The 13,793-nt window shown below is 37.2% G+C and carries 10 protein-coding genes and 2 pseudogenes; 3 read left to right on the forward strand and 9 right to left on the reverse strand.

Going from position 1 to position 13,793, the window contains the following annotated elements; all coding sequences use genetic code 11:
• Positions 1 to 8 precede the first annotated feature (8 nt).
• The 6 genes and pseudogenes from C232_RS0111590 to C232_RS19440 all read right to left on the reverse strand — a co-directional run.
• Positions 9 to 1,271, reverse strand: a complete 1,263-nt coding sequence (locus C232_RS0111590) for a restriction endonuclease subunit S (protein WP_018664262.1) — start codon at positions 1,269 to 1,271, stop codon at positions 9 to 11.
• 15 nt (positions 1,272 to 1,286) lie between these two features.
• Positions 1,287 to 4,496: a type I restriction endonuclease subunit R gene (locus tag C232_RS0111595; RefSeq protein WP_018664268.1), complete on the reverse strand. Its 3,210-nt coding sequence runs from the start codon at positions 4,494 to 4,496 to the stop codon at positions 1,287 to 1,289.
• Positions 4,493 to 5,068 carry a restriction endonuclease subunit S gene (locus C232_RS0111600; RefSeq protein WP_018664270.1) on the reverse strand — a complete coding sequence of 192 codons (576 nt, stop codon included), beginning with the start codon at positions 5,066 to 5,068 and terminating at the stop codon, positions 4,493 to 4,495. Before C232_RS0111600 ends, C232_RS0111595 begins: the two co-directional genes overlap by 4 nt.
• A gap of 629 nt (positions 5,069 to 5,697) precedes the next feature.
• Entirely contained in the window at positions 5,698 to 5,943 is a 246-nt protein-coding gene (locus tag C232_RS0111610) for a hypothetical protein (RefSeq protein WP_018664275.1), read from the reverse strand.
• Between the two features lie 373 nt (positions 5,944 to 6,316).
• A complete protein-coding gene (gene arr, locus C232_RS20480; RefSeq protein ID WP_069955805.1) occupies positions 6,317 to 6,730 on the reverse strand; it encodes an NAD(+)--rifampin ADP-ribosyltransferase in 414 nt (137 codons plus the stop codon).
• 724 nt (positions 6,731 to 7,454) lie between these two features.
• Positions 7,455 to 7,610: pseudogene (locus tag C232_RS19440) on the reverse strand (GyrI-like domain-containing protein); the annotation flags it as partial.
• Between the two features lie 37 nt (positions 7,611 to 7,647).
• On the opposite strand from C232_RS19440, the gene C232_RS0111620 reads away from it, so the two are divergent.
• On the forward strand, positions 7,648 to 8,145 hold the full coding sequence (locus C232_RS0111620; protein ID WP_204166577.1) for a GNAT family N-acetyltransferase: 498 nt from the start codon (positions 7,648 to 7,650) through the stop codon (positions 8,143 to 8,145).
• Between the two features lie 130 nt (positions 8,146 to 8,275).
• Here C232_RS0111620 and C232_RS0111625 read toward each other — a convergent pair whose 3' ends face one another.
• Complete coding sequence (locus C232_RS0111625) at positions 8,276 to 9,697, reverse strand: MDR family MFS transporter (RefSeq protein ID WP_018664281.1); 1,422 nt, start codon at positions 9,695 to 9,697, stop codon at positions 8,276 to 8,278.
• Positions 9,698 to 9,871: 174 nt separating this feature from the next.
• Here C232_RS0111625 and C232_RS0111630 point away from each other — a divergent pair, with 174 nt between their 5' ends.
• Positions 9,872 to 10,636, forward strand: coding sequence for a MerR family transcriptional regulator (locus C232_RS0111630; RefSeq protein ID WP_018664283.1), 765 nt, complete (start codon positions 9,872 to 9,874; stop codon positions 10,634 to 10,636).
• Positions 10,637 to 10,759: 123 nt separating this feature from the next.
• A complete protein-coding gene (locus C232_RS0111635; RefSeq protein ID WP_026314590.1) occupies positions 10,760 to 11,923 on the forward strand; it encodes a MerR family transcriptional regulator in 1,164 nt (387 codons plus the stop codon).
• A gap of 78 nt (positions 11,924 to 12,001) precedes the next feature.
• Here C232_RS0111635 and C232_RS0111640 read toward each other — a convergent pair whose 3' ends face one another.
• On the reverse strand, positions 12,002 to 13,156 hold the full coding sequence (locus C232_RS0111640) for an FMN-binding glutamate synthase family protein (RefSeq protein WP_211211491.1): 1,155 nt from the start codon (positions 13,154 to 13,156) through the stop codon (positions 12,002 to 12,004).
• Positions 13,125 to 13,520 (reverse strand): annotated as a pseudogene (locus C232_RS18600) (GyrI-like domain-containing protein); the annotation flags it as partial. The pseudogene C232_RS18600 and the gene C232_RS0111640, both read right to left, overlap by 32 nt.
• Positions 13,521 to 13,793 lie beyond the last annotated feature (273 nt).

Consider the following 13,793-nt stretch of genomic DNA (forward strand, 5'->3'; position numbering starts at 1 on the left):
AAATTATATTAAACAAACATTTGTTGAAGTAACGCTTTCTTCTGTTCTTGTAAGTGATCTAACTTACGCTGATGAAGGGTGATGAAGTTGTCGAGTTCTTGAAAATAGTCGCCAATTTTATCCTGTTCCCTCTTATCTTTAGGAAAATGAATTTCCATTTGCTTAATTGCTGTGCCAGATGTAAGTGCTCTAGTTGTCATAGAACTTTTCTTAATCATTTCTTTGCGAAATACGTCTGTATAAAATACATATTGTTTAAATTTTAAGGTTAGTGGATCTTCTCCTATGGCTCTACCTCTTAACACGAAACCACTAAAAACGGTGTCTATTGGCTCATCTAGCATTACTGAGGGGTATCCAATCTCATCAATTGTTTCAGATGTTCTTGTAAAGAAAATATCTCCTTTCTGAACCTTGTAATTTTCAATTTCTGAAGGCTGTAAATCTACCCTTCCTTTTAATTTTGACGCAAAAATACCTCTATTCTTAAATACATCACTAAAGTTTACAATTGGAACCCCATGTCCAAAAAATTCTTTTCCTTTGTTAAGTCCATTTTTAAAGTCGTAGTAATCTCCAACCTTCCGCCGTTCCCAAGAGCCAGTGAATCCTGGGAAACGAATTTCAGGAACATCCGCTCCATTTTTCGGGAACATTTTTTGAAGCAAGCCTTTCTTCTCATCTTGCAAGTGATTTAACTTACGCTGATGAAGGGTGATAGTATTATCGAGTTGTTTGAAAAAAATACCAATTTTTTTCTGTTCATCTAATGACGGAACAAAAATGTCGATACCTTCAATATCCGAACTATTGTATGATGGTAACGCACCAATCTGCGCAAATCTAGGCAGGTTAATTGTTTCAAATAAGATTCTACCAAAATCAACATCCCATGATTCATCAAATATATAAGCCATTGTATTATTATCAATTAGGAATGGAGTGCGAACCAAGCGTTTTCTATTAAGCATTATCGCAGCTCCTACTTTCGCAAATATTACAGCAGGTACTGTTTCAATGGGCTTCCAACTTTTTCGTCTTATTTGTTCAACACTAACATAGTTATTTGCATATAACATTTCATATTCGTTCCCATCATTATTCATATCTGAGACTTTAAAAAATGGAATGCCATCTTTTCCACCTTGCTCAATATCTGGAAAACCAATTCCTGACTGTGTTTTGCCTATTTCCCCCAACTTCCGCTGTTCCCAAACATCAGTGAAGCCAGGAAACCTTAATTTTGGTACATTTGTGTTATGTTCACTCATTTTTTCTCTTCCCTCTTAGTTTTCTACCAACTCGTCAGCCAACTCGTAAATGGCTTCACGCAGGCTATTACGGTATTTGATTTTTGATAGTGCCTGTACTTTTTCATCATGTGCCAATGTCTTATAATCGCGGCTTGCTTGCGCGATAATGTCACGAATTTGACCGGTGTCATCCAAGTCCTGCACACCAAAACGATGCCGGCTGAATAACTCTCGCATCTGCGCGCTTGTGATTATATCGGTAATTCCCCACTTCACACGGAAATCTAAAAACAATCTATCAAGGCTCACATTATTCGCTGCCTGAATGATTTGTTCGCTGTCAGATAGTTTCGCAGGGTATTTGAAATTTGAACCTTCCGGCGGGAAATGCCCTTTGATGATCGCAGTTGCGGCATTCATAATCTTCGTCGCGTAATTGCGGTCATCCAACCCATTCGCAAATTGGTTGATTTTTTCTTGCGTTTCCCGGGCTTCCGCTGTTTGGCCGTCATGCACTTGATTCAATAATTGCTCAACCAATTCTGTTAAATAGTCGTAGTCTATTTTAACATCCTTGACGTGTGTCATTCTTAATTCAATCTGATACAGTGGGATTTTCTTCTTTTTTGAAATATGTTGTTTCAATTCATTTGTTAAAACGGTAGTCAAGATCGTTTCTTGTTCCGAAGTCATCCCCAGTTTTTCAACCAACTCATCCGGATTGTCATAATTGAAGCCTGCCGCATTTCCATCCACTTCTTTCGGGTCATACTGCTTTAACTTTGCCATACCCATATTATATTCACGCAATAAATCAAGCATATACTCTTTTTGTTTTTCAGACGGTGGCAGCTGTTGGAATTCTCTCGTTAAACTTCCCAATTTTCCAACCACTTTCTTCACTTCATTGAACACATCTTCAAACGGTTTGGCAATAATCCCGTCTTTTCGGTTGGATTCTCGTTGTTCATCTTCTGAAAGGATTGCGGAATTTTTATTCGCGTATATTGCTAAAGCCTTATTCATCAACTTTTCGTTTTGTGCCGGCCAACGATAATTGACAATACGTCCCCAAGGTTTTTCTTGCATATCTGCAATACGATTTGTTCTTGAGTAGGCTTGGATCAATCCGGCACCTTTTAGCGTTCGATCTACATATAATGTGTTCAGTTCAGGCGCATCAAAACCGGTCAAAAGCTGGTCTACCACGATTACTAGGTCAAGATAATTTTTATCCGTTGCGGTCTTGTTCAAACGGCTTGTCACATCTTGCGTGTAACCTGCCACGTCATCCATGCCAAAGTTTGTCCCAAATTCTTTATTGTAGGCTTTAATCGCATCATGCAATCCTTGATTGGTCGCAAGCATACTATCGTTATTCGATGAATTTTGGCTGAAAGTTACAGCAACTTTTAAAGTTTGTCCGCCGTTCTTTCTGTTTTCTGCATTCACACGCTGAAATTCACGAAAGTACATCATTGCCATTGGTGTGCTCGCTTTCCCCCCGCCGACATGAGTGGTAAGCAAAGCATTATATTTACCTTCATTTGAACGATTGCGCCAATTCTTGAAAATGTCTTCTACCACCAATTTGATATGGTCCGGATTTTCATCATAGAAACTTGGTTCAACTGCGTCATCCATATCTTCTTGTGTGAGGTTGTTCATCTTCTCTTGAATTTTCTCCTCTGTCCACTTCGGGTAACGTTCACGGTAGAAGTTTGGCAAGTAGACATTTTTCATTTGTTCCTCGTCTATTGTCGTTTCAAAATCGACTTTGAACCCGAGAACGTTTCGATCCGCGATCGCTTCCCGAATCGTATAGGCGTGTAAAAGCGGGCCAAAAATATCTTCCGTGCGCAAGCCAGTCGTTGTTTCATCAAACATAGGCGTTCCAGTATAACCCACCCAGGCCGATTTCTTAAACGCTTTTTGAATGGCTGCAAAACTGTCCCCGCCAGTTGAACGATGTGCTTCATCCACAATAAAGACGATATTTTTATCAGGCGCTTTAAAGGTCTTGCGTTTCACTAAGGTATCCAGCTTTTGGACAGACGTAACGATAATGCCATTGTCTTTACGCTTCAGTTTCCGGCTCAGGTCATTCGTGTTTTCAGTGTTTTGAACACTTCCGATCATGTCATCACTTGCATCCGGATCATAGGCTTTATAGTTTTCATTTGTTTGCTTTGTAAGGGCAATTCTATCCACCACAAAAACGACTTTATCCACTTTTGGCATACGGCTGGCAAGCCACGCAGTCTTGAAACTTGTAATGGTTTTTCCCGAACCGGTTGTGTGCCAGATATACCCGACTTTATTCGTTCCAAGTTCAAAATCGACCCGCTTCAATCTCTCAATCACGTTTTGAGTGGCATAAACTTGATAAGGACGCATTACTTTAAGCATTTGCTTATTTTTCGTGCCATCTAAAATCATGTAGTTTGTCGCCATTTGATGCGCCATAGGGATTGAAAGCATAGAATCAGCAAACTCTTTCCAGTTGCGCACAATGGTATTATCGCTTTTACGCTGCCAGTTAAAGGCAAAATCTTTATTGAACTTATCAGGCGTGGTATTCGCCATATATTTCACATTATTCGGCGTCATCGCCACCAAAATTTGCAAAGTAGAGAAAATATCACGATACTGATTTTCCTGGGCATATTGATGCATTTGATTTAAGGCTTCATTCACATCATGCGTATCCCATTTTTCTTCTATTTGGATAATCGGTAAACCATTAATAAGCAGTGTCGTGTCAAAACGGCGATTTGGTTTCCCGGTAATAACAGCCGGCCGTTCAATTTGATTCACGACTTGATAGACCGTGTCCCCTGCACCGATTTGTTTTTGGTCGAAAACCGTCAAAAATACATGACGCCCTTCATCTAAATCAATTTCAATTTGCGATACGCCATTTAAACCGTATAAAAACTGCCCTGCCTCATAAGGTGTTTGTATATCTGAAATAATTTTTTTCACCTGATTAAACTCAACCGTACTTAGAGGGTGGTCAAGCGTGTTTTGATTATGTTGTTCTAAAATGGCTTTGAAGTTATCCCAAAGTTGATCCGTTGTTTTGATGTTCGGCTCATATTTCCAAAGTTTCGTTTTTACAACATAATCCAATGGTTTCTCGTTTAGGATGGAATCACCAATCCCTTCAAGATGTTCCGGCTTCGTAATGGTTCCGCTTGTGATATATTGAATGAGTTCTGTTTCAAATTGATTTTCACTCATTTACCGCTTGCCTCCTCCAACATGGCTAAAAGTATGGTTGTTTCAGCATTCGCTGCCCGGTTTCGTAAAGCCCGCAGCCGCAACAGATTAAAATATACTTCACCGATCATTTGTTGTTTCTCCATTGATGGTAATTCGGGTAACGCTAACTCTTTCACTTGTTTGAGCGTATATTTCAAAACTTGCGAACCTTGCAGTCCCATCAGAAATTGCTTCTTAATTGACTTATCCTCATTCAGCAGATAAACCAAATACTGTGAATCAATACTTTCATTCGGTATCAGCTTCACGTAGTTTTGTGTGTAGAGATAACCCTCATGCGCTTTTCTGACAATCGTTGAAATCCCGGATATCAGACTAAATACGACATCTCCCGTATACAGCGTATTGACTTTATCACGTGTTCTAACTTGCTTGTTATCAACGTTTGGTGAAATGATATCAACCAAGTCATCAGCCATGTCAAGTTGACCATAATATGTATAAAGTGGGGCATCCGCATCAAACACTTCAGTAATTCTAAATTGAGGCGATCCACTTATAAATTTAACCACCTCGCTCAACTTTTTCATATAAAATCGTGCCTTTCTAAAATTATTTTTTTGCCTTGATATAATCCTAACAGGAATAATTTAGAAATGCAAGCACAGAAATTTTAATTTTAATAAATTACAAAAATAAATATGAAAAAATGTCATTCCTACCGACTCGCCTAATAGCCAAAACCGTAAAAATCAATCCCACTCATTCAACCCGACAACATTCAGGTCACATCAAACACTGACACCTAAAAACAAAAAAACTCGCCAAACACGCGACCCCACACGCATTTGACGAAAAATCAATAATTAAAAATCGAGAGAAGCAGATCTGGCAAGGGTTTCCACAGAAAAAGGCCCTGATTTCGGAAAGGTTTATTTTCACAAAATCAGGGTCGGATCGGAAAGGTTATTTTGAATCGGAAAAGTTTATTTGATGGCTACAATTTTAACTCCAGCAGTACAGCCGTCTCCACGTGGCTCGAGAGGACTGAACGAATGTCTTTCGAACCGTCAGTAAGTGGAAACATATCCACGACATCTTTAGCACTATCGGTAGGTGGGAACATGCCGACCAGCAACAGTACCGTCCCCAAATACCTTGAGGATATAAAAAAGATGCTGATTAATCTAGTGGAGCCTTGGCATAGTTGAAAGTTTCATTAGATTCTTCCCACTTTCATCAAAGGATCTCTGCGAATGTAAATTACAAATTCTTCATTGGATGTGTGATAAACAATAGTTCCTTCTTTAGCACGGAAGAATTCTTTGTTTGCATCCTTCTCAGAAATGGTTCTTATCGGGGCTACTTCATCAACAATTTTCTTGTCATCTTCTTCATGATAATCAAGAATTGAAACCAAAAGAAACTGATTTGGGAATAGTTTCCTCGCTTCTTGCCATTTCATTCTATCCACCCCTCCTCTTACCAATACCTTTACTTTTATTATAATTCATCCAAATATCATACGATAGAGTAGATGTTCAGCTCCTAACACTTAAGAACAAAACAGGCTCCGAAATAATGGCGCCGTTGTTGTCGATCAGAAATTTCCATCCCCTACTAAATTAAGTGCCACTTAAAGACTTTAACCCAGTCCTAAGGCTGGGCAAGTTTTATACTATTTTAAAATGAGTTGCACCAAACACTCGACGTGGCTCGAGAGGACAGAATGAATGTCATTTGAGCGTATCCGTTCTCGGAAACATATCCACTACGTTTTTGGCACTATCGGTAGGCGGGAACATATCGACCTTCAACTATCACACCATTAAATGTGTTTAGTTAATAATATCGCCTTTGTTTTTAGCTAAATTTTCATGCCATTCTCGTCGCTTAGTAGCTGTCGGTTTCGTCCACTCTGTTTCTTCACCAATAATTTTTAAAGGTTCTTGTGAGCGATAAGAACGCGTTAAGTTACCAGGGAACTTTTTGTCAGTAACATTTGGGTCGTTTTCAAATTCACCTGTAGGTTCTACTATATAAACGCGTTCTCTTCCTTTTCCTTTTGCTAATGCTGCTGCAAGACCTGCCCCATTGACATTAGCAGTGAAATAAATATGGTTCATTTTAAGCCCAGGTTTGTAATTTGAATTTCCACCCGCTATCAGAAAATCACCAACTTTCAAATCTGCCTTTGTCCCATGGTAAAATGGGCCTTTATCTGTTAGTGCACCATTATATGATTTGGCCAATTCATAATTTCTAGTTGCCTGTTCAGAATCACCCAACTCCTCATAACAGTTGGCAATGTTTATATACAACGTGGAGTAAGCACTCTTAACGTTATCATCATCTATATTTTGTGCACACTGTAAGGATGTTTCCACCCATTTTAATTTATCTGTAATATTTTCTTGTATACGAGCTAAATGATAAGCTGCGATAAATCTTTCATAGTCATCCGTTGCTTCGTGCCATGCTTTATGAAACATCGCAATCGCACCCTCACTGTTTCCACAGTCCTCCAATCCCATCCCACTCATGCAGATTTTAATAATAACGTTATTTGGATCAAATTTTTTATTCATCTAATCTTACCTCCAAATTAATTGAATGTTATGATGAGTATATCCAGAACTTCAACTGCTCAAGATCTTCTCCATTGGCTTGCCTTTTGCCAATTCGTCGATTAATGAAGCAGACCAAAATAATCACTATCCCAAATCCCCCAACAAATCTCACTAATATACTATCGAAGTATAGCAGTTGAAATTCAGAACGAACAGTCTATATTTGCAATTTTGTATATGTTATAATTAAAGTGAGGAAGAGTATATTATCAGTGAAGTTAAGCTTTTATTGTTTCGGGGGTGCCTAGCACAACCCGAAATTAGCTACGCCAAACATTCACCAATCGTACCGTTTACGAAAAGGGCACTCTTAATAGGAGCGCCCTTTTCGTAAACATTGATGTAATTAATAGTCTTTTTTCTTTACTGGAATCCAAATTTCGCTTCTATACTTAGGATTCCCAGTGTCTGGACTCTCACTCCATAAAATTTCAGGACCTTCAACCGCCTCGTATCCTGATGATGGAAACCACTCTGAATATATCCTACCCCACACATGTTGAAACAATTGTCTTGATGTAAAAAGGTGAGGATGATGAATGATGATTATTAGAAAAATCAATAAAAACGATGCAGATGCATTTTGGCAAATGCTATTTGAATTAGATAAAGAAACTAAATATATGATGTACGAACCAAATGAAAGGACAAAGAATATAAGTCAAATTAACAGTCTTATTGAAAAGTCAGTTGAGGGAAGTAACTTAATATTAGTTGCTGAAAATAATAAAGAAATTGTTGGATTTCTTTCTGCTGAAAGAGGTGTACCAAACAGGATTAAACATACGGCTTATATTGTAGTTGGTATAAGAAAGGCTTTTCAAGGGAAAGGAATAGGAAGTAAGTTTTTTAAAGAATTGGATTTATGGGCACAGCAAAATGGTATTAAGAGGCTTGAATTAACAGTTATGTGTCCGAATGTAGTAGCTAGACATCTATACGAGAAAAATGGCTTTGTTATTGAAGGTGTAAGAAAAAATTCAATGTATGTTGATGGAGAATATATAGATGAATTCTACATGGCGAAATTGCTATAAATATGTTTCTCACAGACATTATTTGAATCAACTTGTGCCATTTTAGGTAGATATTACTACTTTTAAAAAGAGGCTAAATATCATTGATGCTTAGTGAAAAAATGATATTTAGCCTCTTTGTTAGAAAATATTAATTCTTGGCTTTCTTGTTAGTTAAGAATAAAGATGGAATGAGCATTACCAAGCTAAGGATTAATGCTAACATGAAACCGTCGTGGTAAGCTGTAGTTAGGAGTGGAATCGTTGGTGTTTTACCTTGGACTCCAAGGCTAACAACCGTTGCAAGCACTGCTGAACCAAAGGCACCACCGATATTTTGCACCAGTCTGGTTCCGATACTGGCTTGTGGAATTTCTTGTCTGACCATTCCAGTGTATGCATCAGTCATCATTGGCATGGTGACACCTCCGATGCCTATACCGCGAATAAACAAGACAACACCAACAACAATAAGTGAAGACCTCTCATTGAATAAGACAAATGGAATGGTGCCAGCGATGGCTAATGTCAAACTTACCAGGACAACATCACGTGCTCCTAATTTATCAGTTAGCTTGCCAATCAATGGACGGACAACTAACATACCGATACCTTGTGGAATTAAGATCAATCCAGTGCCCAAAACTGAGAAGCCCTTAATGTTCTGAAAAAACAATGGTAATAACAACATTGGACCGTTGGTGGCAACCCCTGCAAGGAACAAGCCAACTATGACAGCAGTGAAATTTTTTAATCTAAACAAGTGTAAAGGTAGAATTGCTTGTTCCCTTTTAATAGCAGCGTAAATAATGTAGATGGCTAAAATTGCAATACCGGCAAAAACATAAGAAATAGTCATGCTGTTGTTAAAAGTAGCATTTTTCGCCCCCTGCGTAATTCCATAAATCAAAGATGCTGAACTGGCGCCCAACAAAGTGATACCAATGAAGTCGAATTTGGCTTTTATATTTGCCGGTGTAAAGTCAGGAAGCTTCAAAATCATTAAAGTTATGGCAATAATACCAATTGGAATGTTGACAAAGAAGACGTAACGCCACGACAAGAATTGGACAATCACAGCTCCAATAACCGGACCAAGGATTGGACCTAAGATCATTGGGATACCAACGGTTGACATCACTCGTCCCATTGCCTCTCTCCCGGCAACTTCAATAGCCAAAGTAGTCACCAATGTCATAATAAATCCGGCGCTGAAACCTTGAACAATGCGGGAAATAATCAATAAATAGATGCTTCGGCTAAGTCCCGAAGCAATCGAGGTCGCTAAGAATACTATATTAGCGCTAATCATTAACCATTTACCGTTGAAACGTTGAACCATCCAGCCTGCAAGGGGTACTGAAATTGCCATAGCCAATACATAACCTGTAATTACCCATTGAATTGAATCAAGTCCAATACTAAAATCATTGCTTAAGTGCTTGATTGCAATATTTACCATTGTAGAATCAAGTAAAGGCATAATGGCCCCAAGCACTAAAATCCAAGCAATGTTCATGACTTCCTTTGGAATAGGCTCAAGTTCATGGGTTTTTTTATTTTTACATATCATTAATAAATCCTCCTTTATAATATATGGATGCTTTTGTCATTGATATTTCGTTTGACAAAGCAATGCTTGATGTTTACAATGAGTATAAACTGTAACGTTACGTTCGAGTCAAGGACTTTTTTAAATGATGTAAAACATTATAGATCCATTCAAAGGATAGAAGGAAGGATAAAATTGAAAAGTGTAAATGAAGTGTGTAAGTTGTCAGGTGTAAGTCGCCGTACCTTACAATATTATGATGAAATTGGATTATTACCACCCAGTGCAGTGAAGGAATCTGGATACCGTCAATATGACGACGAGAGCTTGCGTCGATTATGGAGCATATTGTTTTATAAGGAGTTAGGCCTTTCCCTTGACGACATTCGGTTGATACTGGATAATCCAAAGGAAATAGAAAAGGAGTTATTGAGGCAACATAAGCAGGTTCTTTTGGAAAAACAATCTCAAATAAAAAAAATGATACATTCGATTGATCGTATATTGAATGATGAGTTTGATATTTCAATGCTTAGAGATTTTGATAAAAATAGGATTAATGCATTAAAAAAGACATATGCAAATGAAATACGGCTGTTAAATGAAAGTAGTTTTTTTCTTCCAGTAATGAAAAGCAATATAATGTTCAGCAAAATGAACAAACCATCTGTTGTAGAAAAGGCATATAAAATGACACATATGGATTTTCATAAACTTATTACCCTTGCTGAAGATGTCATCCAAAAGTTTTACAAAGCCATGAAGTATGGTCCTGACAGTTTAGAGGCCAAGGAGGCAGTAACAGCATTTAGAGAATTTATACAGCTAATTTTCCCATGTGATGATGAGACGTTTTGTAGTATCGGACAGGCATATTTAGAATATAAAAATGAGCTGGACAAAAAGATGCCGGGACTCGCTGAATTTGTTAGTGAGGCTATCACACATATCTATCCATAGTATTGACTCTAACATTATGTCATAGTGTAATATTAAGTCAGAGGTTGGCAATGCCAATAAAACTCATGCTGGCAGAGTATAAGGGAGCATTGAAACTTTAAAATCAAAGTTGAAGGTGAATTTATGAGAACCGTAAAACAAGTTTCGGACCTGACAGGAGTTAGTGTACGCATGCTACATTATTATGATGAAATAGGATTGCTAAAGCCAAGTGCAATTACAGAGGCAGGTTACAGACTTTATGACGATGAAGCCCTTGCAGTCCTGCAACAGATTTTATTTTTTAAAGAGCTTGATATACCACTGAAAGAAATTAAAGAAATCATGGGTAATCCCCATTTTGATAAAATGCAGGCTTTGGAGAAGCAAAAAAAGCTACTCATTATAAAACGCGATAGATTAAATGGTTTAATAGAGCTTATAAATAAAACCTTAAAAGGAGTGAATAGGGTGAGCTTTAAAGAATTTGATATGACTGAATTTTTTAATGTATTAGAAGAGTATAAAAAAGAAAATGAAGATAAAATAATTAAAATTTACGGAAGTATGGATAAATATAATGGGTGTATTGAAAAAATGAAAGCTGGAGAAGCAGATATTGCTAAAATGGCCATAAAACAATATGGAAGTATAAAAAAATATGCTGAAATTGTAAAGATGAATTTGAATAATGATATATTAATGACTAAAGCCGAACAAATGAAGCAGTTTAAAAAAGATTCTCTTAATGACAATCATCCTAAGTTAAGGAATCTATATAAGGAACTTACAGCCGATTTAAATAAAAATCCTTACTCAGAGGAGATTCAACAAATTGCTGGTGAAATAACTCATATAGCTAAAAATGATTATGAAGTTTTTAAAAATAATATGGGGGATGATTATTGGTACTCTATGGTACAGCTTTATTTATTATTTCCTGATTGGATACAAGAAGTTGATAAGAAATATGGAAGCGGTGCATCTAAATTTATTGGAAAAGCTTTAAAAATTTATTTGGGAGATTATGAACCTAGACTAGAAACATTATATAAAAAGCTTACAGGTGACTTAAGCAAAGACCCCTTATCAAAGGAAATTCAAGAAATTGTATCTGAAATAGTAGATGAGACACAAAAGCAGAATGAAGCTTTAAAAGTAGAGGTTGGAGAAAATTTTTGGAGCTATCAAGCAGATCAGTATTTGTCAGAGCCTATTTTAATAAAAGCAATAGATAAGAAATATGGCGATGGTTCATCTAAATTTATTGGAGAAGCCCTGAAGTATTATGCTGAAAATAACAAGTAATGTAAAAGATAAACCGGCTAGGGTGAATATTTACCCTAGCTGGTTTTCAATATTGGAGAATTTTTTTGAAAAAAGGTTTTATACGTGTCTAATATTTGTAAATTCAGATATTTCTTTGTTAATAGTACATAAATCATCTACACAAATGTCATGAATATTTGAATGACCGGTAATTCTTCCAAAGGTTTTTAACTCTTCTAGGGAAACATTTAAAAAGTTCGCTACTCTCTTAGCAGCATCATCTATGTTTAATCTCTTCCTAAGATCAGGATCTTGTGTTGCAATACCCATTGGGCATAATCCGGTTCCGCAGATTCGATACTGCTGGCAACCTACTGCTATTAAAGCTGCAGAGGCTATTGCAACTGCAGCTGCACCCATAGCCAGTGCCTTTGCAAAGTCAGAAGATACCCTAAGTCCTCCAGTAATAACAAGTTGCATATCTGAATGATTTTCATCTAAATATTTTCTTGCTCTATATAACGCATAAATGGTTGGAACGGTTGTGGAATCCCTAATTATCTGGGGACTTGCAGCAGTGGCTCCACCTCTTCCATCAATTGTAATGAAATCAGGTTCAGCAAACACACAATATTCCATATCACTTTCAATCCTACATGCTGCAATTTTAATACCAATTGGTCTTCCTCCGGATTCCTCTCTTAGTCTGCTTACTAATTTTTTTAAATCTTCCTTTGAGTTAATATTTTCAAATTTTGATGGACTGATTACATCCTCTCCCATTGGTTTATTTCTAATTTCAGCTATTTCTTTAGTTACCTTAGGCCCTGGAAGAAGGCCGCCCATTCCAGGTTTACTTCCCTGACCAATTTTTATTTCAATAGCATCTGAGTTTTGAAGATTTTCCCTTGTAACGCTATAAAGATTTGGTACATATTCAAATATATATTTATAAGAAGCATCCATTTCCTCCTTAAGAATTCCACCCTCACCGCTGCACATTGCAGTTTTAGCAAGGGCACTTCCCTTTGCTAAAGCAATTTTCGTTTCTTTAGATAAAGCTCCAAATGACATATGTGAAATATAAACAGGATTTTCAAGGACCATTGGCTTCTTTGCGTTTTTACCGATTATTGTTGTGGTGTCAACTTCAGCAAATTCATCCAAAGGAGGTGGATTAAGCTGATTTCCCAATATAAGAATGTCATCCCAGTTTGGAATATACATTTTGGTTCCCATTGAACCAATGATTTGTTTTCCTGTAACTGCCATTTTGAAGTGTTTCCGGGAATGGTCCAATCGATTCAAATACAGCCCAAGTACTAGCATCAATTTTTAATACATCAAATTCTGCTGTTTCATCACTTGAAGTTGCTACACCGATGTAATGATCTAGTTCTCCTCTTTCTTCCATTCTTCCTTCCGAGAAATTAGTGGAAGCACTAATAATACCTGTTGGTTCTACATTTGAAATTGCTTTTAATTGTTTAATAACATCCGTGGTTAAAAGTTCAGTCATTTTTGCAATCTCTGGATTGACACCTTTAAAAATAATTGGAACTCTCTTCTTAAATCCTACTAACTTAAAAGGTCCTTTCTCAACAATACGATAGTTCATTTCGCATCCTCCCTCTATAAATATTGATTTATCAACGGTTTAGGCCGTTGGTGGGGTGTCAAAAAAATATTTTTCAACACGTTTCCTAACAAAATTTTTATATTATGTGAAACTATTCCAACATATGGGTACGCTACGCGGTCACTACTGGATAATGGTGGAAAGTAGTGATAGGAAATTATACGATGCACAATGGATCTCTGCGTAACTTATGATGACGTACCCTCCCATGTCTCTGGGCATCTGTGTGCCTACATTCCTTCGTTCGGTCTAGTCATAAGGCAGAGGCTA

This window comes from Heyndrickxia acidiproducens DSM 23148, assembly GCF_000374345.1.
In the GTDB taxonomy this organism is placed as follows: Bacteria; Bacillota; Bacilli; order Bacillales; family Bacillaceae_C; genus Weizmannia; species Weizmannia acidiproducens.

Coding starts and splice junctions, on each gene's coding strand:
- C232_RS0111590 (WP_018664262.1), bottom strand. CDS start 1,271: ATGAGTGAACATAACACAAATGTACCAAAATTAAGGTTTCCTGGCTTC.
- C232_RS0111595 (WP_018664268.1), bottom strand. CDS start 4,496: ATGAGTGAAAATCAATTTGAAACAGAACTCATTCAATATATCACAAGC.
- C232_RS0111600 (WP_018664270.1), bottom strand. CDS start 5,068: ATGAAAAAGTTGAGCGAGGTGGTTAAATTTATAAGTGGATCGCCTCAA.
- C232_RS0111610 (WP_018664275.1), bottom strand. CDS start 5,943: ATGAAATGGCAAGAAGCGAGGAAACTATTCCCAAATCAGTTTCTTTTG.
- C232_RS0111620 (WP_204166577.1), top strand. CDS start 7,648: ATGATGATTATTAGAAAAATCAATAAAAACGATGCAGATGCATTTTGG.
- C232_RS0111625 (WP_018664281.1), bottom strand. CDS start 9,697: ATGATATGTAAAAATAAAAAAACCCATGAACTTGAGCCTATTCCAAAG.
- C232_RS0111635 (WP_026314590.1), top strand. CDS start 10,760: ATGAGAACCGTAAAACAAGTTTCGGACCTGACAGGAGTTAGTGTACGC.
- C232_RS0111640 (WP_211211491.1), bottom strand. CDS start 13,156: ATGGCAGTTACAGGAAAACAAATCATTGGTTCAATGGGAACCAAAATG.